This window comes from Pseudomonas sp., from assembly GCF_050739775.1.
GTDB lineage: Bacteria > Pseudomonadota > Gammaproteobacteria > Pseudomonadales > Pseudomonadaceae > Aquipseudomonas.
In genome coordinates this window covers 14,587-39,457 of the sequence record NZ_JBOICA010000007.1, presented here as the reverse complement: position 1 = coordinate 39,457, position 24,871 = coordinate 14,587, and the positions used below count along the sequence as shown (strand labels likewise).

Sequence of the window (24,871 nt, the reverse complement as noted above, 5' to 3'; positions counted from 1 at the left end):
GGGCTCTGACCAGCTGCCACGGACGCCTCATGCCTACGCCCAGCAAACCCCTCGCCGGCCTCAAAGTCATCGAACTCGGCACCTTGATCGCCGGCCCGTTTGCCTCGCGGATCTGCGCCGAATTTGGCGCCCAGGTGATCAAGGTCGAGTCGCCCGATGGCGGCGACCCGCTACGCAAGTGGCGCAAGCTGTATGAAGGCACTTCGCTGTGGTGGTTCGTCCAGGCCCGCAACAAGCAGTCGCTGACCCTCAACCTCAAGCATGCCGAAGGCATCGAGATTCTGAAAAAGCTGCTGGCCGACGCCGACATCCTCATCGAAAACTTCCGTCCCGGCGTGCTGGAAAAGCTCGGCCTGGGCTGGGACATCCTCCACGCCCTGAACCCGAAGCTGGTCATGGTGCGTCTGTCCGGCTTCGGTCAGACCGGCCCGATGAAAGATCAGCCCGGCTTTGGCGCTGTCGGTGAGTCCATGGGCGGGCTGCGCTATATCACCGGTTTCGAGGACCGTCCACCGGTGCGTACCGGCATTTCCATCGGCGACTCGATTGCCGCGCTCTGGGGTGTGATCGGCGCCTTGATGGCCCTGCGTCATCGCGAAGTCAATGGCGGTGAAGGGCAGGTGGTGGATGTCGCCTTGTACGAAGCGATCTTCGCGATGATGGAAAGCATGGTGCCCGAATTCGACGTGTTCGGTTTTATCCGCGAGCGCACGGGCAACATCATGCCGGGCATCACCCCCTCGTCGATTCACACCAGCGCCGATGGCAAGCATGTGCAGATCGGCGCCAATGGCGATGCGATCTTCAAGCGTTTCATGCAGGCCATCGGTCGCCAGGACCTGGCCGATGATCCAACGCTTGCCAGTAACGATGGCCGCGACTTGCGCCGCGACGAGCTTTACGGCGTTATCGACCGCTGGGCCGGCAGCGTCCCGCTGGACGCACTGATGCAACGGCTCAACGACGCCCAGGTCCCGGCCAGCCGCATCTTCAGTGCCGAAGACATGTTCAGCGATCCGCAGTTTCTGGCGCGCGAAATGTTCCTGCAGGCCAAACTGCCCGACGGCAAGCCGTTCAAGATGCCAGGGATCGTGCCCAAGTTGTCAGAGACCCCTGGCTCGAGCGAATGGGTCGGCCCTGAGCTGGGCGCGCACACCGAGCAATTGCTTGCCGAACTGGGCTACGACGCGCCGAGCATTGCCCGCCTGCGTGAGCAGGGCGCGGTGTGAAGCATCGCGTCTAACCCTGGTACCGGCCCGACGGTGGAGACTCGTACATGACCGAACGCAGGCGATCGCGCTGCCGCACCCTGCTGGCCTTGATGTTCTGTGCCCTGCTGGGTATCGGTATGCCCGGCGCCGCCTCGGCCAAGGAGCGATTGTTCTGGCTGCTACGCGACCTGCCGCCGCTGACCGTCTTCGAAGGCTCGAGCAAAGGCCAGGGTGTAGTGGACCAGTTGCTGCCCCTGCTGATCGAGAAAATGCCCGAGTACGACCACAGTATTATCCGGGTCAATCGCGCACGTGGCATTCAGATGCTTCAAGAACGCCGCTTGACCTGCGATCCCACCCTGCTCTGGACCCCCGAACGCGCGCAGTACGTGCACTTTTCACAACCGAGCCTGGGCGTACTCAGCAGCGGTCTGGTGGTCCGCCAGCAAGATCAGCCGCTGCTCAAGCCTTACTTGAACAACCAGGAAGTCGATCTGCGCAGGTTGCTTGCCAGCACATCACTCAAACTGGGGGTGGTTGCCGAACGCAGCTACAGCCCGCCGGTCGACGCCTTGCTCAAGACCCTGCCATCCGAGACTCTCAGCCGCCACTATGGCAATGACGCCGTGACCAATCTGCTGCAGATGCAACAACGCGAGCGCTTGCAGCTGTTGCTCGGCTATTGGCCGGAGGCCCGCTACCTGATTCAGCAGCAAGGGTGGCATGTAGACGACTACAGGTTCTATCCGATCCAGGGTGTGGCACGCTACCAGTTCATCCACATCGGCTGCGCCGATACGCCGCTGGGACGCGAGGCCATCAGCCATATCGATCAACTGCTCAAATCCTTACGCCGCGATACCCTGGCAAAACTGTATGCACAGTGGCTGGATCCGGAACTGCGCGAGCGCTACCTGCAGGACAGCCGGCAGTTTTTCCTCGACCCGCCTTGAACAAGCCAGAATGACAGCGTGAATCCTTCCATTGCTCGAACGGAGCCTGCTTTGAGTACTTCCCCCTTGCGGCCGTTGCGCATCGTCCTGGCGGACGACCATCCGATCTTTCGTATCGGTTTGCAGGCCGTCCTTGAGCAGATACCCGGGGTACGGGTCGTCGCGCAAGCGGGTAGCCCGAAAGAACTGATGGCACACCTGCAGGCGCTGGAGTGCGATGTGCTGGTGACCGACTTCATGATGCCGGTCGAGCAGCAGAACGATGGCCTGAAACTGCTGGAGCAGATTCGTCGGCACTTCCCGCAACTGCCAATTCTGGTGGTGACCATGCTCAACAACGCCGGGCTGTTCCGGGCGATGCTCGCCCTGGGCGTAAGTGGCCTGCTGAGCAAGGCCAGTCTGGCTGACGAACTACCCCAGGCGATCCGTTGCATACCACAAGGCAAGACCTACCTGGCCGCCTCGGTTGCGCACCTGTTGCAACAGGATGGCGCGGTACGCAAGGACATGATTGGCGTGCAGCCCCCCCTTTCCCCCAGGGAGCTGGAGGTTACCCGCCTGCTTGCCGTCGGCCACACTGTGAGCCAGATCGCGGTGCTGCTCAATCGCAGCAAACAGACCGTCAGCACTCAGAAAGTCAGTGCCATGCGCAAACTGGGGGTAGCCAATGATGCTGCTTTGTATCTCTACCTGCAGGAACATGGCCTGACCTGAGCGAACGCTCAGGCACTGGCCAGTTGCTTGAAGCCTGCGCCGACACGCGTGCGTATCCACTCCAGCAGTTCGCCCCCCGGCATTGGCCGGGCGATGAAATAGCCCTGCATGACCGGACGCCCCAGATCCTTGATTGCCAGCAGATCGTCAGCCGTCTCCACCCCTTCGACCACCACGTTCAGGCTCATGCGCCGCGCCATGATCAGGGCGCCCGCCACCACCGCGGCCTTGCGGCCATCATGGGCCATGCCGCGGACAAACTCGCTGGGCAGTTTCAACTCGCTGAACGGCAGTTCCAGCAGGCGTTGCACATTGGAAACCCCCATGCCGAAATCGTCGATGGACAACTGGCAACCGAGAATACGCAAGTGCAACAACCCTTCGAGTTGCTGGTGGTTCAGTGTACTGCCAGCGGTTTCGACAATTTCCAGGGTCAAAGCGCTGGCGGCAACCGCATGACGCTCCAGCGCCACCTTGACCTGGTCGTGAAAGTCATGGCGTAGCAGCAATTGCGGGGCGATGTTCACGGCCACTGGCAGCGCCTTGCCAGCACGCAATTGAAACTGCGCACTGAAAGCCAGGGCCTGGTCCAGCACATGCCAACTCAAGGTATCGAACAAGTCGGCGCGCTCGATTAGCGGAAAAAACTGCGCTGGCGACAAAACCCCCAGGGTCGGATGCTGCCAGCGTACCAGCGCCTCGACGCCCACCAGCTTGCCGTCAAAACAGACCTTGGGTTGATAGTGCACTACCCACTGGTCTTGGCTTTGGACCAGCTCTGCCGCCGTCAGGCTCAGCAATTCGGGATATTGCGGCGGCCCGGCAGTCTGGAGCTCGCTGCGATCCTGCTCCAGGTAGCGGCGCAGCAATTGATGCAAGACGATGCTGTTGGCCGGCTTTTGCACACATCCCAGCACGTTCAGGCCCAGTTGCCGGGCCAGAGCCCCGACGCTGTCGATCACGCTGGACTCGGCACCACTGAGAATGACCAAGGCTTGCGCCAACTCACTTTCGGCCAAGTGGCGGATCAATGCCAGGCCGTCAGCGCCTTCCATCTGCAAGTCGCAAATGGCGATATCGACCCGACCGCGTCGTGACAGCGTCTGGCAGGCGACCTCAACGGAATCGGCGGTCAGTACATCAAACACACCATTGGCATTGAGCATTTGATGCAATGCCATGAGCTGAAAAGGATGGTCCTCCAGAATCAGAACCTTGAGTGAGTGCATGAGTTCTACCCCGCAGTTGCAGTCATGTGCGACAGCACAGGCGCCACTCTAGTCAACTACGTCCTACCAACCTATCGGACAAGTCCTAAATTGCGTGCGATATTTTCACCAACTCCCTTTCAATATCGGCCTTGAGCTGCAGCAACACGTGCTCCAGAGCCGCCCAGGCGACTTGTAGCGCATCCGTTACAGCCTCACGGCATGCCCGAGTCAACGCAGCACACGCCTGTGCCAACGGCACGGCATCAATCAGGCAGGCAACGCCTTCGAGCCGATGCAAGGACGCCCGGACAGCCTCCAGGACTTGGCTCGATATGGCTTCACAGAGCAACAGCTGCTCCTCGCCAAGGTTCTTGTGCAGTTCTTCCAACATGCGCTGCATGAACAGGGGATCGGCCTGGGTCATCTGCTGCAGTGCCTGCATGCTGAAACTGCACAGTGGTGCCTGCGCGTCGATCACAGCGGCCAAACGCTCGAGGGAAACCGGTTTGACCAACAATTCGTCCATCCCCGCCGCCAGGCAGTGATCACGTTCCTCTTTCATTGCATTGGCGGTACAACCAATGATGGCGGTGGCCGATCGCTGCTGCAGGCGCTCCAGCCGGCGGATACTGCGGGCCAGGGCATAACCGTCCATGACCGGCATGTTGCAATCTGTCAGCAGCAGATCGAAGCAGTCGGTCTGCCAGGCGTCCAGTGCCGCCTGGCCATTCTCCACGGCCAGCACCTGATGACCGAGAAACGCCAGTTGCTGGCTGAGCACCAGGCGATTGGCGGACAGGTCATCAACCACCAGAACACGTCTTGGCGGACTGTCCTGGCGAAGCGTAGCCACCGCCGCGCAGGGCTCCTGCGCCTGGGCAACGGGCTCGAGGGTGAGCTCGACCCGTACCTCGGTGCCCTTGCCTGGCATACTGTGTAAGCTGATAGTGCCGTCCATCAGTTCCACCAGCTGCCGACAGATACTCAAGCCCAGGCCGGAGCCGCCATACTCGGAGGCTGAACGCGCACTGGCCTGGGTGAACGGCTTGAACAGTTCGGCCTGCTGTTGTGCACTGATGCCAATACCCGTGTCGCGCACGCTCAACAGCAAGCCGACAGCCGATGGCGTGTGTTGCCCGGTACGGCTGACCTGAACGCTCACCTGTCCCAGGTGAGTGAACTTGAGGGCATTGCCCAGCAAATTGACCAACACCTGGCGCAGTCGCAACGGATCAAACCAGTACGCCCCTTGCGCGTCCTCCGCTACCTGCAACTGCAGGTCCAAGCCTTGCGCCAGGGCTTGGTTGCGAAACTGACTGACAATGCTCTCAACAAAAGGCATTAGCGCTGTGGCCTGTGGCGCCAGTTGCAGGCTACCGGCTTCGATTCGGGCCAGATCCAGGCTGTCACCGATCAAGGCAATCAGCTCAGTGGCCGATCGATGAGCAGTCTCCAACCCAGGCGACGGCGCCTGCCCCTTGGCCAGTGCAGTTTCCCGCTCCAGTTCCAGCAAGCCGATGATCACTGCGATAGGCGTGCGAATCTCATGGCTCATTGTCGCCAGGAACGCACTTTTAGCCTGGTTGGCCTGCTCCGCGTGCTGGCGCGCTTCCATCAGGTCAGCTTCCAGTTGCTTGCGTTCGGTGATGTCGATCCAGCCACCGAGCAACCCCTGCAATTTCCCATCGGCGCGGTAGAACGGCACTGTCCACTGATAGGCATCGGTGCGCTGCCCTTCGAACTCGATGCAACGGTCGACGAACACCGCTTTCGGTTCCTCCAGCAAACTCAAATAGTCAGCATGCAACTGCGTTGCAAGGGTGTGAGGGATCATCGTGATATCGGTCAGTCGACGCCCTTTGACATCCTCCAGGCGCAATGAAAATGCCTGTTCATAACTCTTGTTGCAGGTGATCAGGCGCCCTTCCAGATCGCGCACATAAATCGGGTTGGGGATGCCGTCGAGCAATGCACGCTTGAAGGCCAACTGGTCGTTGAGCGCCTCTTCGGCCTTTTCCCGCTGACTGATCTGCGCACGCAGGCGGCTGCTCCAGACCAGCGAAACCAGACCGAACAGCACGGCCGCAGCCGCCGTCCAGTACATCCATGGCGCAATCCGCTGCCAGGCCGGGGCCGGCGGGGCCAGCGCACCCAGCCACTTCATGCGCACAGCGCGCAACTCGGCGACCGGGAAGGCTTCCAGGGCCTTGTTCAGAATACGCTCCAACTCCGGCGCCGTACGCCGTACGGAAAACCTGTCCGGCGCCCACTTGCCTTCGACCCCACGCCCGACCTTGAGGGTCGGATCATTACTGAGCACACTGTAGGCACCGATCTCGCTATCGATGGTCGCCATCGCCTCGCCGCTGCGCACTTTTTCCCGGGCCTGCTGCAGAGAGTCCACCAGCAGCAGGTGAATGCCAGGGTGGTCCTGGCGAATGCTGCTTTCCAGGGCATGCTGGGCAGGCAGCGCCAGAGTCTCTCCAACCAACTCATCCAGGGACGCCAGCCCCAGGTTTGCTTGGCGAACGATGAATACCCAGCTTTGCCCACCCAGGGAGTGGGTGAAGTCCAGGAAGCTGCGGCGCTCCGGCGTTTCGCTCAAGGTGGTGCTCATGTCTGCCTGCCCGCTCTTGAGCAGTTCCAGACTCTGGGCAATGGACGCTGAGGGCACATAGACGAATTGCAGCCCGGTCATTTGTGCGATGCTGGCCAACACGTCACTGTTGAGGCCGACCCAGTCGCCCTGGCGGTTGCGAAACAGGTACGGCGGATACTGGCTGCCAACCACGGTCACCTGCGGATGGCTGGCAATCCATTGACGCTCCCGGGCAGTCAATTCGACGCGGTGATGGGCCACATCAGAGCCCAGCCCGGACGTCCAGCGTCCAAGAATCTCACGCTGCACAGAATCGTCGAGACTGGCCAGCGCACGATTGAACAGCGCCTGCAACGGCTGATCCTCGGCGCGCACGGCAAAGGCGAAGCCAATGGGCGGCAAGGCGCTGGGACCGACAACCTGTAAGCCCAGATACGGGCGCAAGGCGTTAAAGGCGCGGATGATGATCTCGTTGCCGATAAAGGCATCGACCTCGCCCTGGTTGAGCGCCTCCAGGGCGCTGCTGAGGGTCGGCGCCAGGAGTACCTGGCTGTCGGGGTAGACCCGATGCATCACCGCTGTGTCGGCATAGCCGTCGAGCAGGACGATCTTCTTCCCGGCCAGGGACGGCGATGGCGTGGGCGCACCGCCGCGCACCACAACCATGGAGTGGTCGGGGATGTAATCGGTGGAAAACACCAGGCCCGGCACGCTGCGTTCGAAGCCGTTGGCGCTGGTCAGCACATCGATTGTCCCGTTATGCAGGGCCTCGATGGCTTCCTCACGTTTGGCGAAAGCCAGTACCTGGGTTTTGACCCCGAGGCGCTTGGCAACCAGGCTCAGGTAGTCGCCACTGATGCCTTGGTAGCGATTATGATCGATGGTGATGTCCACCGGCTCATAGTCGGCAAAGGATATTCCCACCCGTAATACCCGCGCCGGGCCGAGCCACTGTTGCTGCTCCGAGGTCAACGGCAGCGGCTCAAGCTCGGTGAAGGGCGGCACTAGGGTAAAGGGCAGGCTTTGCGCAGCCTGGGCCCAATGGCCCAGGCACATCCACAGCAGGCAGGCCAACACCAGCCTTTGTGCATGACGACGTCCTGTACTCATTAATACTCCCGATCCGGTGCAGCTGGCCTTGCCAGTGTAGAAACGAAAAAGCCCGTCAGGGACGGGCTTTCTCTTGTGCCGGTCGATCAGAGCGGCTTGCCACGATTACCGTGCTGGCTGACAAAGGCCTGTACAGCCTTGAGGTCGTTGGCCAGCACCGTGCACTTCTCTTCACGGGAGAACAGGTCGCTCAGGTGCGCCGGCAGTTCCAGGGCCTTGCCAACACCGGCCTTCTCCACCGCTTCAGGGAACTTGACCGGATGCGCGGTGCCCAGCACCACCATCGGTGTGTCCAGGCTGCGGCGGCACTCGCGGGCGGCTTTGACGCCAATCGCGGTGTGCGGGTCAAGCACTTCACCGGTCTGGGCGAAGACTTCGGCGATGGTTTCGCAGGTTTGTGCGTCATCCACCGCCAGCGAATCGAACAGCTTACGCGCTTCGGTCCAGCGATCCTGTTCGACGCTGAAACCACCACCCTGCTTGAAGTTATCCATCAGCCCGGCAATGGCCGCGCCGTTGCGACCGTGCAGGTCGAACAGCAGGCGCTCGAAGTTGGACGAAACCATGATGTCCATCGACGGCGACAGGGTCGCGTGCAGGGTTTCCTTGACGTACTGGTTGCCGCTCATGAAGCGGTGCAGGATGTCGTTGCGGTTGGTGGCGACGATCAGCTGGCTGATCGGCAGGCCCATGTTACGCGCCAGGTAACCGGCGAAGATGTCGCCGAAGTTGCCGGTCGGCACTGAGAACGCCACCGAACGCGCCGGGCCACCCAACTGCAGGGCGGCGTGAAAGTAGTAAACGATCTGGGCCATGATCCGCGCCCAGTTGATCGAGTTGACCGCCACCAGACGCGTGCCCTTGAGGAAGCCCTGGTCAGCGAAGCTGGCCTTGACCATTTCCTGGCAGTCGTCGAAGTTGCCTTCGATGGCGATGTTGTGGATGTTCTCGCCGAAGATGGTCGTCATCTGCCGACGCTGCACTTCCGATACACGCTGGTGCGGGTGCAGGATAAAGATGTCGACGTTGTCGCAACGACGGCAGCCTTCGATGGCGGCCGAGCCGGTGTCACCACTGGTGGCGCCGATGATCACCACGCGCTCGTTACGCTTGGCCAGGACGTGGTCAAGCAAGCGACCCAGCAGTTGCAGGGCAAAGTCCTTGAACGCCAGGGTCGGGCCGTGGAACAGCTCCAGCACCCATTCGTTGCTGCCCAGTTGACGCAGCGGCGCAACCGCAGCGTGGGCGAACTCGCCGTAGGTTTCTTCAAGAATCTTCTTGAAGTCGGCATCGGCAATGCTGCCGGTGACGAACGGGCGCATCACCCGGAAGGCCAGCTCGTGGTACGGCAGGCCAGCCCAGGAGGCAATCTCTTCCTGGGTGAAACGCGGCAGGTTTTCCGGCACATACAGGCCGCCATCACTGGCCAGGCCTGCGAGCAGGACGTCTTCGAAATTCAGGGCCGGTGCCTGGCCGCGGGTGCTGATGTAACGCATGACCTAATCCTCTAACGCAAAGACTGCTCAGTTCAGTTGTTCGACGCGGATACGCACCACGTTGCCGACCACATCCTGCAATGCTTCCAGGGCGGTAATGGCATCGTTCATGCGTTGTTCGAGCACTCGGTGGGTGAGCAGGATCATTGGCACCAGGCCGTCCTGTTCCTCGACTTCCTTCTGCATGATCGATTCGATGTTGATACCGCGCTCCGAGAGGATGCTTGCCACCTGGGCCAGCACGCCTGGGTGATCCTTGGCCTGGATGCGCAGGTAGTAGGCGGACTCGCAGGCTTCGATCGGCAGGATCGGATGCGCCGACAGCGAATCCGGCTGGAAGGCCAGGTGCGGCACGCGGTTTTCCGGATCGGAAGTCATGGCGCGAACCACGTCGACCAGGTCAGCTACGACCGAGGACGCGGTAGGTTCCATGCCAGCGCCTGCGCCGTAGAACAGGGTGGAGCCGGCGGCATCACCATTGACCATGACCGCGTTCATTACGCCGTTGACGTTGGCGATCAGACGGTCGGCCGGAATCAGCGTTGGGTGTACACGCAGCTCGATGCCGTTGGCGGTGCTGCGGGCCACGCCCAGGTGCTTGATACGGTAGCCCAGGGCTTCTGCGTAGTTCACATCAGCGGTGGTCAGCTGAGTGATGCCTTCGGTGTAAGCCTTGTCGAACTGCAGCGGGATACCAAAGGCGATGGACGCCAGGATGGTCAGTTTGTGCGCAGCATCGATGCCCTCGACGTCGAAGGTCGGATCGGCTTCGGCATACCCCAGGGCTTGGGCTTCTGCCAGCACGTCAGGGAAGGCCCGGCCTTTCTCGCGCATTTCAGTGAGGATGAAGTTGCCGGTGCCGTTGATGATCCCGGCCACCCAGTTGATGCGGTTGGCCGACAACCCTTCACGGATTGCCTTGATCACCGGAATGCCACCGGCCACGGCCGCTTCAAAGGCGACGATAACGCCCTTTTCGCGCGCCTTGGCGAAGATCTCGTTGCCGTGCACGGCGATCAGCGCCTTGTTGGCGGTCACCACGTGCTTGCCGTTGTCGATGGCCTTGAGCACCAGCTCACGGGCCACGGTGTAGCCGCCGATCAGTTCGATGACAATGTCGATTTCCGGGTTCGTTGCGACCTCGAATACATCAGCGGTAATGGGGGTACCGGTAATCTGGCAATTCGGGTTTGGCGAACGCATGGCAATCTGTGCCACTTCGATACCACGCCCGGCACGGCGGGCGATCTCCTCGGCGTTACGCTGAAGTACATTGAAGGTACCGCCACCGACGGTCCCCAACCCACAGATGCCTACTTTGACCGGTTTCACTGTGAACTCCCCATTGAACGAACGGCGCGAGGCCGTTCGTGAAAACAGCCGCCTCCCCATGGTGACGGCTCGCTTGTTGAATTACTTACTGCCGGCCAGCGCCAGCTTGGCAACCTGAGGTGCCGGTTGATAACCCGGGATCACCTGGCCGTCCTCAAGGACGATGGCCGGGGTGCCGTTGACACCAATCGACTGGCCCAGCTGGAATTGCTTGCCGACCGGGTTGACGCACTTGGCAGCCTTGATTTCTTTGCCGTCGATCATCTTGTCCAGCGCGGCCTTGCGGTCGCTGGAGCACCAGACGGCTTGCAGTTGTTCATCGCCCGGGGAGCCGAGGCCCTGGCGCGGGAAGGCAACATAGCGCACTTCGATACCGCGACGGTTGAGCTCAGGAACTTCGGCGTGCAGCTTGTGGCAGTACGGGCAGGTCGTGTCGGTAAACACAGTGATGTGCGATTTGGTTTCGCCCTTGGCAGGATAAACCACCATCTCCGCGGCTGGAATAGCATTGATGCTCTTGGCGATGGCCTGACGCTCGGTTTTTTCAGTCAGGTTGACCGGTTTGCCGTCCTGAATCTGGTACAGATAGCCCTGCACGACGAACTGACCATCGGCGCTGGCGTACAGTACGCGACCACCCTTGAGCTTGACTTCGTAAAGGCCGTTCAACGGGCTTGAGGCGACGCTGTCGACCGGCATACCCAGCTCCAGGGACTGCAGGGTCTTGCGAATCGCCTGCTCGGCGGTGTCGGCGGCAGCGGCAAAAGTGCTGACCAGCGCCAGGGCGGCGGTGGCGATAATCTGGGTCACGCGCATGGGAACTCCTGAAGGCGGGCAAAGGGCCACTCAAGCAACGCACGTCCTGAAATGACGGCGGTTGTAAGGCCCTTGATGCAAACCGCCCAAGCCTACCACATCATGCCCGCACAGACCGCCCTCGGCGATACAAGCACTGTATGTTCAGCCGCGCGGGTGATGGCGGGCGTGCAGTTCCTGCAAGCGAGCGCGGGCGACATGGGTGTAGATCTGCGTGGTCGACAGGTCACTGTGGCCCAGCAGCATCTGTACCACCCGCAGGTCGGCACCATGATTGAGCAGGTGCGTAGCGAACGCATGGCGCAAGGTGTGTGGCGACAGGCTTTTGCCGATGCCGGCGACCTGGGCCTGATGCTTGATCCGATGCCAGAAGGTCTGCCGGGTCATCTGCTCGCCGCGCAGGCTGGGAAACAGCACATCGCTCGGACGTCCACCGAGCAACTCGTTGCGTCCGTCGCGCAGGTAGCGCTCGATCCATACCACCGCCTCTTCGCCCATGGGCACCAGGCGCTCTTTGCTGCCCTTGCCCATCACCCGCAATACCCCCTGACGCAAGTTGACCTGATCCAGGGTCAGGCTGACCAGCTCGGTGACCCGCAAGCCACAGGCGTAGAGGACCTCGAGCATGGCCCGGTCGCGCTGGCCTATCGGCTCGCTCAGGTCCGGTGCCTGCAGCAACGCCTCCACGTCCTCTTCGGACAGGGACTTGGGCAGGGGCCTTCCCAGCTGCGGCATCTCGACTTGCAGGGTCGGATCGACGCCAATCAGCTTTTCCCGCAGCAAATAGCGATAGAACCCACGTACACCGGAGAGAAAGCGTGCAGTCGATCGTGGCTTGTAAGCCTGATCCAGGCGCCAGGCCAGGTGATCGAGAATCAGCTCGCGCCCGGCATCGGGCAAGGCCACGCCTTGCTCCTGGAGCCAGCCATTGAACAGCGCCAGGTCACTGCGGTAAGACTCGCGGGTATTGTCGGCCAGGCCTTTTTCCAGCCACAGGGCATCGAGGAACTGGTCGATCAGGGGATGCTCTAGTGCGGGCATGACAACTCGAAGGCAAGAGACAAATACGAAAAATTGCCGCTAGTCTTCCATAACACGGTCGGCATAGGGAGCCCGAATGAACGAACAACAGATATTGCTGACCTTCGGTGGCATTGGCGGCGCCGCCCTCGCCTGCCAATGGCTGGCCTGGCGATTGAAGCTGCCGGCCATCCTCTTTCTACTGCTCAGCGGCATTCTAGCCGGGCCGATCCTCGGCTGGCTCGACCCGCAAGCGATGTTCGGCCCGTTGCTGATGCCCCTGGTGTCGCTGGCGGTGGCACTGATTCTGTTCGAGGGCAGCCTGACCCTGCACCTGTCGCAATGGCATGAGATCGGTACCGTTGTCCGGCGCATGGTCACCCTTGGCGCACTGTCTACCTGGGTGATCATCACCCTCGCCACCCATTGGCTGCTCGGCTTCGACTGGATGCTGGCGACCTTGTTCGGCACCTTGACCCTGGTCACCGGCCCTACGGTGATCGTGCCCATGCTGCGCGTGGTCCGGCCGAAATCAACCATTGCCAACATCCTGCGCTGGGAAGGCATCGTCATCGATCCCATCGGCGCATTGCTGGCAGTGGTTGTGTACAGCTTCATCATTGCCAGCGCGGCGGGTAATGGCCTGAGCCAGAGCCTTATGACCTTTGCCGGGGTGATCCTTTGCGGAAGTGCCTTCGGCGCTGCCGGCGGCTGGATACTGGGCCAGGTCATACGCAAGCAATGGTTGCCCGAATACCTGCACAACCTGGCGTCCCTGGCCGCGGTACTGGGCATTTTCATCGCCGCCAACCAGGTGATGCACGAGTCCGGCCTGCTCGCGGTGACCATCATGGGCATGTGGTTGGCCAATATGAAGGGAGTGGATGTTCGGCAGATCCTGCACTTCAAGGAGAACTTGAGCGTCCTGCTGATTTCCGGGCTGTTCATCCTCCTCGCCGCACGCCTGGATCTGAACGCCCTGATCGGCCTTGGCCCGGCGGTGCTGGCACTGTTGCTGGTGATCCAACTGATTGCCCGGCCGCTGAACGTCGCACTGTCGACCTGGGGTTCGCAACTGAACTGGCGTGAACGGGCCTTGCTGAGCTGGATCGCTCCGCGCGGGATCGTGGCCGCGGCGGTGTCGGCGATTTTCGCCATTCGCCTGCATGAAGCGGGTCACCAAGGCGCGCTATTGCTGGTGCCGCTGACCTTTGCCGTGATCATCGGCACAGTGGTGTTGCAAAGCGCCACGGCGCGGCCCCTGGCCCGCCTGCTGAAGGTCGCGGAGCCTGCCCCCAGCGGCTTTCTGATCGTCGGCGCCAACCTGCCGGCCCGAACTGTTGCCAAGGCCTTGCAGCAACTTGGCTGCCGGGTGCTGCTGACCGATTCAAGCTGGGAAAACATCCGTGCGGCGCGCATGGAGGGGCTCCCCACCTACTTTGGCAATCCGGCTTCACAGCATGCCGACGCCCACCTGGACCTGGTTGGCCTGGGCCACTTGCTAGGGCTTTCCCCCTCAGGAGAACTGAATACCCTGGCCTGCGCGCGCTTTCGTCATGACTTTGGCCACGCGCGCCTATTCGTTCTGGCCAGTGGCCTGGAGGCACGGCGTAGTGACAAGCATCGCGCCAGTGATGAGCATCGTGGTCATGTCCTGGGAAGCCAAGCCCTGACTTATGTGCAACTGGCCAATCAGCTCAACAAGGGTGCCGAGCTGTACAGCACCCACCTGACCGACACTTTTGGCTGGGAGGACTATCAGGCATTGCATGGCCAGCGTGCGACTTTGCTGTTTGCTCGTGACGGTAGTGGCTGGGTGCATGTTTTCGGCTCTGACAGCCCCTTGAAGCCAAGCCCTGGATGGACCCTGGTGGCGTTGATTCAGCCGCAGGGAAGCTGATCGCGGGCCAGACCTGCCTTGCTCAGAACTCAGGCAATACTGGCACCGGGCGTTTATCTTCATCGATAGCGACAAAGCTGAACAGGCCATGAATGGCCTTCTCGCGGCTGTCGCAGCTCATGCTTTCGACAAACACCTCGACCTCGACCTTGAGGCTGGTGGTGCCCACGGTGGCCACCCGGCCAACCAACTCGACGATAGAACCTGCGGCAATGGGATGCTTGAAGTCGATCCGGTCGGTGGACACAGTCACCAGCGGCAGCCGGCAAAAACGCGTGGCAGCGATGAACGACACTTCATCCATCCAGGCCAAGGCAGTGCCGCCAAACAAAGTGTTGTGGTGGTTGGTGGTGGACGGGAACACCGCCTTGGTGACGCGGGTCACCGACAGTTCGGTGCGGCGTTCGATTTCCAGCTCTCTAGGGGTCATAAACTTCACATCAGGGACAAATTGCAGACAACAAAAAAGCAGCCCGAAGGCTGCTTTTTTCGCATGGCGGCGGTAGCCACCGGTCAAACTGTCATCAGGACAGTTTTTCCTTGATGCGAGCGGCTTTACCGGACAGGTCGCGCAGGTAGTACAGCTTGGCTTTACGCACGTCACCACGACGTTTCACGGCCAGGCTGTCGATTTGCGGGCTGTAGGTCTGGAAAGTACGCTCAACACCAACACCGTTGGAGATCTTGCGAACAGTGAAAGCGCTGTTCAGACCACGGTTACGCTTGGCGATGACAACGCCTTCGAAAGCCTGCAGACGCGAACGATCGCCTTCCTTCACTTTCACCTGAACGACGATGGTGTCGCCCGGGGCAAAGGTCGGGATCTCTTTGGACATCTGCTCAGCTTCGATCTGCTGAATGATTTTGTTGGTCATGCTGTGCTCCTAAGGTAAATCGTCGGATCTACCATCGATACGTTAACTATCGTCCCGCTCTCGGAGATACTCCTCGAGCAGCTTCTTCTCTTCTCCAGAAAGTGAGCGACTTTCCAGAAGATCGGCGCGTCGTTCATAGGTCCGCCCAAGGGACTGCTGTAAACGCCATCGCCGGATGTGTGCATGGTTGCCACTAAGCAACACGTCGGGAACACGCTGATCCGCATACACCTCCGGTCGGGTGTAGTGCGGGCAATCAAGCAGACCATCGGTGAAGGAATCTTCCTGCGCCGAGTCCGCATGCCCTAAAGCTCCGGGCAGCAGTCGTGTAACCGCATCAATCAGAACCATCGCCGGTAGCTCGCCACCGGACAAGACATAGTCGCCAATCGACCACTCTTCATCGACATGAGCTTCAATAAAACGCTCGTCGACGCCTTCATAACGACCGGCTATCAGAATCAACGATTCGTGCTTCGCCAGGTCTTTGACCGCCGACTGAGTCAGCTTGCGGCCTTGCGGGCTCAGGTAAATCACCTTCGCCGCCTCTCCGGTTGCCTGCCTGGCAGCTACCAGGGCGTCTTCCAGAGGCTTGATCTTCATCACCATGCCCGGACCACCGCCAAAAGGCCGATCATCCACCGTATGGTGACGATCCGTGGTGTAGTCCCGCGGGTTCCAGCAGGTCAATTGCAACAACCCCTGTTTCACCGCCCGGCTGGTAATGCCGTACTCACTGATGGCCGAGAACATCTCGGGGAACAGCGTGATGACGTCTACGCGCAGGCTGGCCATTGCTTAGAAGTCCGCGTCCCATTCCACCCTCATTTCGCCTGCAACCAGGTCGATCTTCAACACACATTGCTCTGTATAGGGCAACAGGCGTTCACGATCATCCAGGCTGCCCGCGCAGGGCTTGACCACCATTACATCGTTCGCGCCGGTCTCCAACAGGTGATCAATCTTGCCGAACAGCTGTTCGTCCTGATTGATGACTTTCAGACCTACCAACTGGTACCAGTAGTACTCGTCGCTAGACAGGTTGGGCAAAAGGCTGCGTGAGATACAAATCTCAAAACCGCTCAGAAGACGAGCTTCATCACGATCGTCGAGGCCTTTGAGCTTGGCGACCAGATCCTTTTGAGTGGAACGGCCACTGACCAGCTCGACCTGTTTTACCTTCCCTTCATGCCGAAGCGTCCAGTTAGGGTAATCCAACAGGTTTTCAATCGGATCGGTAAAGGAAAAGACCTTCACCTCGCCGCGAACGCCGTGAACCGAAAAAATCTTGCCAACAACGATCAAGTCATCAGCTTTTTCTGGCGTCGCGCTCATCGTGCTCAGGCAGCAGCCTTGGCAGCTTGTTTCAGCAGTTGAGCAACGCGCTCAGACGGCTGTGCGCCAACGCTCAGCCAGTGAGCAACGCGGTCTTCTTTAACGGACAGGCGAACTTCCTGACCACGAGCGATAGGGTTGAAGAAACCAACCTGCTCGATGTGCGAACCGGTAACCGGGTTACGCGAGTCGGTCACGGTCAGGGTGTAGAATGGGCGCTTTTTAGAGCCACCACGGGCAAGACGGATGGTTAGCATTGAACATCGTTCCTGTAGTCGGTGCTGCAAATCATAATGCACAGCGGGCACACGGGTGCCCGAAAGGCCGCATATTCTCAAGGAATATCCGGACTTTTGCAAATGCCTTTTTACCTGAGGCAAAAAGGCCAGCCTGCTGATCTGCGGATTGCGCTGCCTTATATAAGGCAGCAGTGTCCCGCCGAGGGCGGGGTTCCGATCGTCGGCGCGCATTCGCGCCGACGCTCTGAATAGGATTACAGCTTGGGCATGCCGCCGCCGGGCATCATGCCACCCAGGCCGCGCATCATTTTCGCCATACCGCCTTTGGCAGAAAACTTCTTCATCATTTTCTGCATCTGTTTGTGCTGCTTGATCAAACGGCCGATATCCTGCACCTGGGTGCCGGAGCCCATGGCGATCCGGCGCTTGCGTGAACCGCTGATCAGCTCAGGGTCACGGCGCTCGGCCGGGGTCATCGAGTTGATGATCGCTTCCATCTGCTTGAACTGTTTCTCGGCGACGCCCTGGGCGCTGCCCATCTGGGCCAGGTTGACGCCGCCGATGCTTGGCAGCTTGTCCATCAGGCCACCGAGGCCACCCATGTTCTTCATTTGTTGCAGCTGATCACGGAAGTCTTCGAGGTCAAAGCCCTTGCCCTTCTTCAGCTTCTTGGCCAGTTTGTCGGCCTTTTCCTTGTCGAGGGTCTGCTCGGCCTGCTCGATCAGGCTGAGCACGTCGCCCATGCCAAGGATGCGCGAAGCGATACGGTCCGGGTGGAACGGCTCGAGCGCTTCGCTCTTCTCGCCCATACCGATGAATTTGATCGGCTTGCCGGTAATGGCCCGCACCGACAGCGCGGCACCGCCACGGGCATCGCCATCGACCTTGGTCAGGATCACACCGGTCAGCGGCAGCGCTTCACCGAAAGCCTTGGCGGTGTTGGCCGCGTCCTGACCGGTCATGGCATCGACCACGAACAGGGTTTCGATCGGCTTGACCGCCGCGTGCAGGTCCTTGATCTCGGCCATCATCTCGGCGTCGATGTGCAAACGACCGGCGGTGTCGACAATGACCACGTCGATGAACTTCAGCTTGGCTTCGCGGATGGCCGCTTCGGCAATGGCCACCGGCTTCTGGCTGATGTCGGACGGGAAGAAAGTAACGCCGATATCGCCCGCCAGGGTCTCCAGCTGCTTGATGGCCGCCGGACGGTAAACGTCAGCCGACACCACCATCACCGACTTCTTCTTGCGCTCTTTAAGGAAGCGCGCCAGTTTGCCGGCAGTGGTGGTCTTACCCGCACCCTGCAGGCCGGCCATCAGCACCACGGCCGGAGGCGCGGCATTGAGCGCCAGGTCTTCGTTGGCCGCGCCCATCAGGCCTTCGAGCTCGGCCTGGACGATCTTCACGAACGCCTGGCCCGGGGTCAGGCTGCGCGACACCTCGGTGCCAACCGCACGCTCCTTGACCTTGTTGACGAAATCCTTGACCACCGGCAGGGCGACGTCAGCCTCGAGCAACGCCATGCGCACTTCACGCAGGGTGTCTTTGATGTTGTCTTCGGTCAGCTTGGCCTTGCCGGTGACATGGCGCAGCGTCTGTGACAGACGGTCGGTCAGGTTTTCAAACATGGTGATCCTTTCAGGCTCTGTAGAACCGAGGTTTATCAGCTGCCTCTGGCGTAATCGACGGGCCTTGGGCAGGGGCAGATCGGCGATTATAACGAAGACTCGGGCCAGCGCACACCTCGCCGTCGGCTGGCAGTCTTCCTTGGCAGGCGCGTTCTATGCCAAACTCAACTCTTTTCGGGCTTGCCTAACAGGACTTATGCTCCCCTTGTCACCCAGCTTGCTACCCAACCTGATCGCCGCCTGCCTGTATGCCGCCGCGACTCTCTATCAAGGCTCCCGACTGGCGCAAGGCGCCAAGGTGGACAAACGCCTGCTTGGCCTGCTCGGCGCGCTGGCGGTCATTGCCCAGGGCAGCGCACTGTTCTGGCAGCTGCTCACGCCCCTGGGCCTGAGCCTGGACTTCTTCAGTGCCGCCAGTCTGATCGCCACGGCGGTGATTGCCCTGACCTTGCTGGCGTGCCTGCGCATTCCGGTGGAAAACCTGCTGGTGCTGCTGTTCCCGCTGGGCATGCTGACGGCGCTGACCGCGCAGTTCGCACCACCGGGCACCGTGCCGCTGATCAACGAAGAGCCGGGGATCCTGGCGCATATCCTGCTGTCGATCCTGGCCTATGGCATGTTCACCATCGCGGTGTTCCAGGCGCTCTTGCTACTGCTTCAGGATCACCAGCTCAAACACAAGCATCCTTCGGGACTGATCAAGAACTTCCCGCCCCTGCAAACCATGGAAAGTCTGCTGTTTGGCTTTCTCTGGGCCGGTTGGGTGCTGTTGTCGCTGTCGCTGCTTTCCGGCTGGCTGTTCCTCGACAACCTGTTCGCCCAGCACCTGGTGCACAAGACCTTGCTGGCCTGCGTGGCCTGGATTGTCTTCAGTGTGCTACTGTGGGGCCGCACCCGCCTGGGCTGGCGCGGCCACAAGGCGATCCGCTGGACCCTGGCCGGTTTCTGCCTGCTGATGCTGGCCTACTTCGGCAGCAAGCTGGTGCGCGAATTCATCCTACATATCTGACGGGCACAGTAAATGGACGCTCTGCCGTTAGGACCCTTGCTTGGCATTCTGACACTGGCCCTGCTCTGGTCGGCGCTGTTCACCGCGGTGGACGCTGCCCAGCAGCAACTCAATAGTGCACGGCGCAACGGCCTGACCGGCGAACACCCGGAACTGGCCGTCGCGCCACAGTCCCTGGTGCTCTGCTCGACTCTAGGCAAATTACTGGTACTGGCCCTGGCGTGCCTGCTGGGCCAGCACTACAGCGGCGAACACGGCTTCTGGCTGGCCGGACTTGGTGCCGCCGCCGTACTGTTGGTGCTGACTGAGTACCTGCCGCGACAATTGGCCCGACGCAACCCGCAAACGTTCATTGCCCTGGGCAACAGCCTGCTCAAGGCCCCGCTCAAGCTGCTCCAGCCCCTGGCCTGGCTGCTCGATGGCTGCGCACGGGTGCTGCTGCGCCCGTTCCGCATCCAGGCCCATACGGTGACCCTGCACGAGCAGGACGACAACCACCCCGATGCGCAAGAGCATCTGCAGGCCGACTACCGCCTGAACCTGCCCGAGAGCCTGCTGGCCCTGGACAAGATCACCGTCAATGACATTCTGGTGCCGCGCAACGACGTCGACGGCATCAATCTCGACGACTCCATCGAGGCAATCATCGAGCAGCTGATCATCAGCCGCCACACCCGCCTGCCGGTCTATCACAGTGATATCAACCAGGTCGAAGCGATCCTCAATACCAAGCTGATCAGCCACCTGCTGCCCAAGGCCGAGCTGACCCGCGAGACCTTGCAGGCGGCCTGCTACGATCCCTACTTCGTCCCGGAAAGCACGCCACTGCAACTGCAGTTGCTCAACTTCCACAAGCAGCAACGGCGCCTCGGCGTGGTGGTCGACGAATATGGCGAGGTGCTGGGCATCGTCACCCTGGAAGACATTCTCGAAGAGATTGTCGGCGAGTTCGAGGACGAAAACAGCCAGGTCAACCCGCACATCCATCCCCAAGCCGACGGGCGTTTCATCATCGAAGGCACCGTGTCGATACGCGAACTGAACCGCAGCCTGGGCTGGCACCTGCCCAGCGACGGACCGAAGACCCTCAATGGCCTGGTCACCGAAGCCCTGGAAAGTATCCCGGCCAGCGCGGTGTGCCTGAAAGTCGGCCGTTATCGCCTGGAAATCCTCGAAACAGAGGACAATTGTGCCAGTCGCATACTGGTCTGGACCGTGACTCGCTAGCTATACTCGGTTCACGCTTACCCAGCCCGGCCGTCTCGCCCGCTACCCGCATCCAGCGTCCCTCGGCTAGTTCGCACAACTGAATGCCGCGCGTTTTACCGGCACTGCTTCACACCCCGAACATTGCCCGCGCCCGCCCTTATCCCCAACGGGTATGCTCAGTCACGCGACCAACAACAATACGCTTCGGCGCCCGCTCGCTGACGCCTGCCTGTGCAGGTCGGCGACGCCGCCCATGGAGCTCTCGACTGTCAGGGATAATCGCATGACAACCAGCAGCACCTACTCCGAAACGGCCCAGGCCAGCCCCGGCAACTCACCAGCAAGGGTGGCCACCGCCAGCTTTATCGGCACCGCCATCGAGTTCTACGACTTCTACGTCTACGCCACCGCAGCAGCACTGGTGATCGGCCCGGTGTTCTTCCCGCAGACCTCTGGCACCGCACAGATGCTCTCGGCCTTCCTCACCTTCGGCATCGCCTTCCTGGCCCGTCCCCTGGGTTCTGCGCTGTTCGGCCACTTCGGTGACCGCATCGGGCGTAAATCGACCCTGGTCGCCTCGCTGCTACTGATGGGCATATGTACCACGCTGATCGGCGTGTTGCCCGGCTATGACAGCATCGGCGCCTGGGCACCGATCCTGCTCTGCGTGCTGCGCTTCGGTCAGGGCCTGGGCCTTGGCGGTGAATGGGGCGGCGCGGCCCTGCTGGCCACCGAAAACGCCCCCAAAGGCAAGCGCGCCTGGTTCGGCATGTTCCCGCAGCTTGGCCCTTCGATCGGCTTTCTGGCCGCCAACGGCCTGTTCCTGACCTTGGCCATGACCCTCACTGATGAGCAGTTCCGTAGCTGGGGCTGGCGGATTCCCTTCCTGCTCAGCGCGGCACTGGTCATCGTTGGCCTGTATGTACGGCTCAAACTCGAAGAAACACCGATCTTCGCCAAGGCCATCGCCCGCCACGAGCGGGTGAAAATGCCGGTGGTCGAACTCTTCTCGCACTACTGGATGCCGGTTTTGCTTGGCGCTTCGGCCATGGTGGTGTGCTACGCGCTGTTCTACATTTCCACAGTATTCTCACTCAGCTATGGCGTGGCGACCCTGGGCTACAGCCGCGAAACCTTCCTCGGCCTGTTGTGCTTTGCGGTACTGTTCATGGCCCTGGCCACCCCGCTGTCGGCCTGGCTCAGCGACCGCTACGGGCGTAAACCGGTGCTGATCGTCGGCGCGGTGCTGGCGATTCTCTCGGGCTTTACCATGCAACCGTTGCTGACCTCGGGCTCCACTGCGGGCGTGGCGCTGTTCCTGGCCATCGAGCTGTTCTTGATGGGCGTGACCTTCGCCCCGATGGGCGCGCTGTTGCCTGAGCTGTTCCCGACCCATGTGCGTTACACCGGAGCCTCGGCAGCCTATAACCTGGGCGGTATCGTCGGGGCTTCGGCGGCGCCGTTCTTCGCCCAGAAACTAGTGGCGATGGGGGGATTGAGCTGGGTCGGTGGGTATGTGTCGGCGGCAGCGCTGCTGAGCCTGATTGCCGTGCTGTGCCTGAAAGAAACTCGACATTCGGAGCTCTGAAGCTACAAGCTACAAGCTACAAGTCACCCTACTTGCAGCTTGTAGCTTGCAACTGACAGCTATCAGAGTTCTATCTTGACCGCCTGAGAGGCACGGGTCGCCTTGGCCCGTGCGGCCTCGATCGACTCATCACGTGCCAGGCACACGCCCATGCGGCGCTGGCCGTTGACTTCAGGCTTGCCGAACAGACGAATAGCGGTATCCGGCTCACTCAGGGCGGCGCCCAGGTTAGCGAACGCCGTCTGCTGCGACTGACCTTCCACCAGGATCACCGCTGAGGCGGACGGGCCGAACTGACGAATCAGCGGGATCGGCAGGCCAAGGATTGCCCGCGCATGCAGGGCGAACTGCGACAGGTCCTGAGAAATCAGGGTCACCAGGCCGGTGTCGTGCGGACGCGGCGAAACTTCGCTGAACCACACCTGATCACCTTTCACGAACAGTTCGACACCAAACAGACCACGGCCACCCAGCGCCTCAGTGACCGCCCTGGCCACCCGCTCGGATTCGGCCAAGGCCACCGGGCTCATCGCCTGCGGCTGCCAGGATTCCTGGTAATCGCCCTTCTCCTGGCGGTGACCAACCGGCGCACAGAACGTGGTACCGCCGATATGACGAACGGTCAGCAGGGTGATTTCGTAGTCAAAGTCGATGAAGCCTTCGATGATCACCCGGCCCTTGCCGGCACGGCCGCCTTCCTGAGCATAGTCCCAGGCTTTTTGCACATCATCAGTGCTGCGCAGCAGACTCTGGCCCTTACCCGAGGAACTCATCACCGGCTTGACCACGCACGGGAAACCCAGGTCTTCGACCGCCTGGCGATAGTCCTCGAAGGTATCAGCGAAGTGGTAAGGCGAGGTCGGCAAATCCAGCTCTTCGGCGGCCAGACGACGAATGCCTTCGCGGTTCATGGTCAGTTGCGTGGCGCGGGCAGTCGGGACTACGGTGAAACCTTCGTTTTCCAGCTCGACCAGGGTCGCGGTGGCAATGGCTTCGATCTCCGGGACGATGTAGTGCGGCTTCTCGGCCTCGATCACTGCCCGCAGCGCTGCGCCATCGAGCATGTTGATCACATGGCTGCGATGGGCCACCTGCATGGCCGGAGCATTGGCGTAACGGTCCACGGCAATCACCTCAACGCCCAGGCGTTGCAGCTCGATCACCACTTCCTTGCCCAGTTCGCCGCAGCCACAGAGAAGTACGCGGATCGCTGTTGGCGACAATGGGGTTCCGATACGGGTCATTTCAGGTCCTCAGAGGGAAGGAGTCCAGGGCTACCCGGTGATCGGTGCAACCCGGTGAAAGCGAGCGCCATTTTACATCAACCAAGCGACCGGGCCTCAGCCGGTGACTGCACGCTTGCGCAGACGCCAGGCCATGATCAGCCAGACGGCGGTCACCCCGGCGAACTTCGAGGCCAGGGCAGTACCGACCACAACCGGGGTCAAGACACCGATCATGCCGAAGAAGATAAAGGTGTCGAGAGGAATGCTCAGCGCCGAACTCAACCACAGGCGGTCGTGCAGCGGCCGCTTGGTGATGCTGAAGACCAGCCAGTCGATCAGCTCCGATACGGCGAAGGCGGTAGCACTGGCCAAGGCAATGGCAGGCTCGGAGGTGACATAGGACAGCACCAGTGCGACCAGCATGGCGACCAGGGCGCCGTGGCCATAACGCGTCTGCACCATGTCCCGGAGGATGAACACCAACCCGCCCCAGGCGGACCAGATGACGTCCAGGTGGGGGGCACTGGAGAAGGCGTAGTTGATCAGCACAACGCTGCTGATGTAGGCAATCAGAAAAGGCATGGATTCGACCGCTGGGCAAGCCCTACAGGGTACTTGAGCGGCCGCTTGCGGCCAAGTGGCGGATCAGCAGGTGACGTTGCTGACGCTGAAGATCAGCCCGGCCGCCAGTGCCCGCTCGTGACACAGCTTCAGCACCTGGCGCCGCTCGCTGTTGTCCATCCGGCCCCAGCGGGTTATTTCCGCAGCGCTGCGCTGACAGCCGGTGCAGATGTCGGCCTCATCCAGGGCGCAGATGTGCACGCAAGGCGAGGCGAGCGGACGCTCAATGCTACTCATCAGTCCTCCTGGGGTGCCAGATCGCGGGCATAGCGCTCGGCATTGTGCACGTAATGCGCAGCGCTTGCTTCGAGCATTTTCTTCTGTGCCTCGGTCAGTTCACGCACCACCTTGCCCGGCGAGCCCATCACCAGCGAGCCGTCGGGAATCTCCTTGCCCTCGGGAATCAGCGCGTTGGCGCCGATGATGCAGTACTTGCCGATGCGTGCACCGTTGAGGACCACCGCATTGATGCCGACCAGACTGTAATCACCCACGCTGCAACCATGGAGCATGGCGTTATGGCCGATAGTTACTCCCTTGCCCAAGGTCAGCGGCGAACCCATATCGGTATGCATCACGGTACCGTCCTGAACATTGCTGTTCTCGCCGATGTCGATCAATTCGTTATCGCCGCGCAGCACCGCGCCGAACCAGACACTTGCCCCCGCCTGCAGGCGCACCTTGCCGATCAGGGTGGCTGTGGGGGCCGCCCAGCTGCGTGGATGGGTTTCGACCCGCAGGTCGCCCAGACGGTATTTCATACATGGTTCCTCACG

Annotated in this window: 23 protein-coding genes; 7 read left to right on the top strand and 16 right to left on the bottom strand. The window is 61.1% G+C overall.

The genetic code is table 11. The annotated features are described in order from the left end of the window. Nucleotides 1-29: 29 nt before the first annotated feature. The 3 genes from ACRESH_RS05665 to ACRESH_RS05655 are packed head-to-tail and all read left to right on the top strand — an operon-like array spanning nucleotide 30 to nucleotide 2,878. Entirely contained in the window at nucleotides 30-1,229 is a 1,200-nt protein-coding gene (locus ACRESH_RS05665) for a CaiB/BaiF CoA transferase family protein (RefSeq protein WP_431741039.1), read from the top strand. A 47-nt stretch (nucleotides 1,230-1,276) separates the two neighbouring features. Further along, nucleotides 1,277-2,164, top strand: a complete 888-nt coding sequence (locus ACRESH_RS05660) for a TIGR02285 family protein (RefSeq protein WP_431741038.1) — start codon at nucleotides 1,277-1,279, stop codon at nucleotides 2,162-2,164. Between the two features lie 51 nt (nucleotides 2,165-2,215). After that, on the top strand, nucleotides 2,216-2,878 hold the full coding sequence (locus ACRESH_RS05655; protein ID WP_431741037.1) for a response regulator: 663 nt from the start codon (nucleotides 2,216-2,218) through the stop codon (nucleotides 2,876-2,878). An 8-nt stretch (nucleotides 2,879-2,886) separates the two neighbouring features. Here ACRESH_RS05655 and ACRESH_RS05650 read toward each other — a convergent pair whose 3' ends face one another. The 6 genes from ACRESH_RS05650 to xerD form a co-directional block, all read right to left on the bottom strand. Then, nucleotides 2,887-4,107 carry an EAL domain-containing response regulator gene (locus ACRESH_RS05650; protein ID WP_431741036.1) on the bottom strand — a complete coding sequence of 407 codons (1,221 nt, stop codon included), beginning with the start codon at nucleotides 4,105-4,107 and terminating at the stop codon, nucleotides 2,887-2,889. Between the two features lie 85 nt (nucleotides 4,108-4,192). Then, entirely contained in the window at nucleotides 4,193-7,798 is a 3,606-nt protein-coding gene (locus ACRESH_RS05645) for a transporter substrate-binding domain-containing protein (protein WP_431741035.1), read from the bottom strand. Nucleotides 7,799-7,884: 86 nt separating this feature from the next. Then, nucleotides 7,885-9,294 carry a threonine synthase gene (gene thrC / locus ACRESH_RS05640; protein WP_431741034.1) on the bottom strand — a complete coding sequence of 470 codons (1,410 nt, stop codon included), beginning with the start codon at nucleotides 9,292-9,294 and terminating at the stop codon, nucleotides 7,885-7,887. Nucleotides 9,295-9,321: 27 nt separating this feature from the next. Then, the gene (locus ACRESH_RS05635; protein ID WP_431741033.1) at nucleotides 9,322-10,626 is read right to left on the bottom strand and encodes a homoserine dehydrogenase; all 1,305 of its coding nucleotides are present in this window, start codon (nucleotides 10,624-10,626) and stop codon (nucleotides 9,322-9,324) included. Between the two features lie 81 nt (nucleotides 10,627-10,707). Continuing rightward, on the bottom strand, nucleotides 10,708-11,442 hold the full coding sequence (dsbC, locus tag ACRESH_RS05630; protein ID WP_431741032.1) for a bifunctional protein-disulfide isomerase/oxidoreductase DsbC: 735 nt from the start codon (nucleotides 11,440-11,442) through the stop codon (nucleotides 10,708-10,710). A 144-nt stretch (nucleotides 11,443-11,586) separates the two neighbouring features. Continuing rightward, nucleotides 11,587-12,483 carry a site-specific tyrosine recombinase XerD gene (xerD, locus tag ACRESH_RS05625; protein ID WP_431741031.1) on the bottom strand — a complete coding sequence of 299 codons (897 nt, stop codon included), beginning with the start codon at nucleotides 12,481-12,483 and terminating at the stop codon, nucleotides 11,587-11,589. Between the two features lie 76 nt (nucleotides 12,484-12,559). Here xerD and ACRESH_RS05620 point away from each other — a divergent pair, with 76 nt between their 5' ends. Next, nucleotides 12,560-14,362: a cation:proton antiporter gene (locus ACRESH_RS05620; protein ID WP_431741030.1), complete on the top strand. Its 1,803-nt coding sequence runs from the start codon at nucleotides 12,560-12,562 to the stop codon at nucleotides 14,360-14,362. 22 nt (nucleotides 14,363-14,384) lie between these two features. On the opposite strand, the gene ACRESH_RS05615 is transcribed toward ACRESH_RS05620, so the two are convergent. The 6 genes from ACRESH_RS05615 to ffh form a co-directional block, all read right to left on the bottom strand. Next, a complete protein-coding gene (locus tag ACRESH_RS05615) occupies nucleotides 14,385-14,792 on the bottom strand; it encodes an acyl-CoA thioesterase (protein ID WP_431741029.1) in 408 nt (135 codons plus the stop codon). A 94-nt stretch (nucleotides 14,793-14,886) separates the two neighbouring features. After that, nucleotides 14,887-15,237, bottom strand: a complete 351-nt coding sequence (rplS, locus tag ACRESH_RS05610; protein ID WP_010220244.1) for a 50S ribosomal protein L19 — start codon at nucleotides 15,235-15,237, stop codon at nucleotides 14,887-14,889. Nucleotides 15,238-15,279: 42 nt separating this feature from the next. Next, a complete protein-coding gene (gene trmD, locus ACRESH_RS05605) occupies nucleotides 15,280-16,032 on the bottom strand; it encodes a tRNA (guanosine(37)-N1)-methyltransferase TrmD (protein ID WP_431741028.1) in 753 nt (250 codons plus the stop codon). Between the two features lie 3 nt (nucleotides 16,033-16,035). Then, complete coding sequence (rimM, locus tag ACRESH_RS05600; RefSeq protein ID WP_431741027.1) at nucleotides 16,036-16,572, bottom strand: ribosome maturation factor RimM; 537 nt, start codon at nucleotides 16,570-16,572, stop codon at nucleotides 16,036-16,038. 5 nt (nucleotides 16,573-16,577) lie between these two features. After that, on the bottom strand, nucleotides 16,578-16,829 hold the full coding sequence (rpsP, locus tag ACRESH_RS05595) for a 30S ribosomal protein S16 (RefSeq protein ID WP_038614163.1): 252 nt from the start codon (nucleotides 16,827-16,829) through the stop codon (nucleotides 16,578-16,580). Nucleotides 16,830-17,065: 236 nt separating this feature from the next. Next, a complete protein-coding gene (gene ffh, locus ACRESH_RS05590; protein WP_431741026.1) occupies nucleotides 17,066-18,442 on the bottom strand; it encodes a signal recognition particle protein in 1,377 nt (458 codons plus the stop codon). 196 nt (nucleotides 18,443-18,638) lie between these two features. Between ffh and ACRESH_RS05585 the strand changes: the two genes are divergently transcribed. The 3 genes from ACRESH_RS05585 to ACRESH_RS05575 all read left to right on the top strand — a co-directional run bounded on the left by ACRESH_RS05585 (nucleotide 18,639) and on the right by ACRESH_RS05575 (nucleotide 22,248). Next, nucleotides 18,639-19,451, top strand: a complete 813-nt coding sequence (locus tag ACRESH_RS05585; protein ID WP_431741025.1) for a cytochrome C assembly family protein — start codon at nucleotides 18,639-18,641, stop codon at nucleotides 19,449-19,451. 12 nt (nucleotides 19,452-19,463) lie between these two features. Continuing rightward, entirely contained in the window at nucleotides 19,464-20,678 is a 1,215-nt protein-coding gene (locus tag ACRESH_RS05580; protein ID WP_431741024.1) for a transporter associated domain-containing protein, read from the top strand. A gap of 265 nt (nucleotides 20,679-20,943) precedes the next feature. Then, nucleotides 20,944-22,248, top strand: coding sequence for an MFS transporter (locus tag ACRESH_RS05575; RefSeq protein WP_431741023.1), 1,305 nt, complete (start codon nucleotides 20,944-20,946; stop codon nucleotides 22,246-22,248). A gap of 62 nt (nucleotides 22,249-22,310) precedes the next feature. On the opposite strand, the gene purT is transcribed toward ACRESH_RS05575, so the two are convergent. The 4 genes from purT to ACRESH_RS05555 all read right to left on the bottom strand — a co-directional run bounded on the left by purT (nucleotide 22,311) and on the right by ACRESH_RS05555 (nucleotide 24,856). Further along, on the bottom strand, nucleotides 22,311-23,492 hold the full coding sequence (gene purT / locus ACRESH_RS05570; protein ID WP_431741022.1) for a formate-dependent phosphoribosylglycinamide formyltransferase: 1,182 nt from the start codon (nucleotides 23,490-23,492) through the stop codon (nucleotides 22,311-22,313). Between the two features lie 96 nt (nucleotides 23,493-23,588). Further along, on the bottom strand, nucleotides 23,589-24,056 hold the full coding sequence (locus tag ACRESH_RS05565) for a VUT family protein (protein ID WP_431741021.1): 468 nt from the start codon (nucleotides 24,054-24,056) through the stop codon (nucleotides 23,589-23,591). Between the two features lie 63 nt (nucleotides 24,057-24,119). Then, on the bottom strand, nucleotides 24,120-24,332 hold the full coding sequence (locus ACRESH_RS05560; protein ID WP_431741020.1) for a DUF1289 domain-containing protein: 213 nt from the start codon (nucleotides 24,330-24,332) through the stop codon (nucleotides 24,120-24,122). Further along, on the bottom strand, nucleotides 24,332-24,856 hold the full coding sequence (locus tag ACRESH_RS05555) for a gamma carbonic anhydrase family protein (protein ID WP_431741019.1): 525 nt from the start codon (nucleotides 24,854-24,856) through the stop codon (nucleotides 24,332-24,334). The genes ACRESH_RS05560 and ACRESH_RS05555 overlap by 1 nt, the downstream gene beginning before the upstream one ends. Between the last annotated feature and the right edge of the window lie 15 nt (nucleotides 24,857-24,871).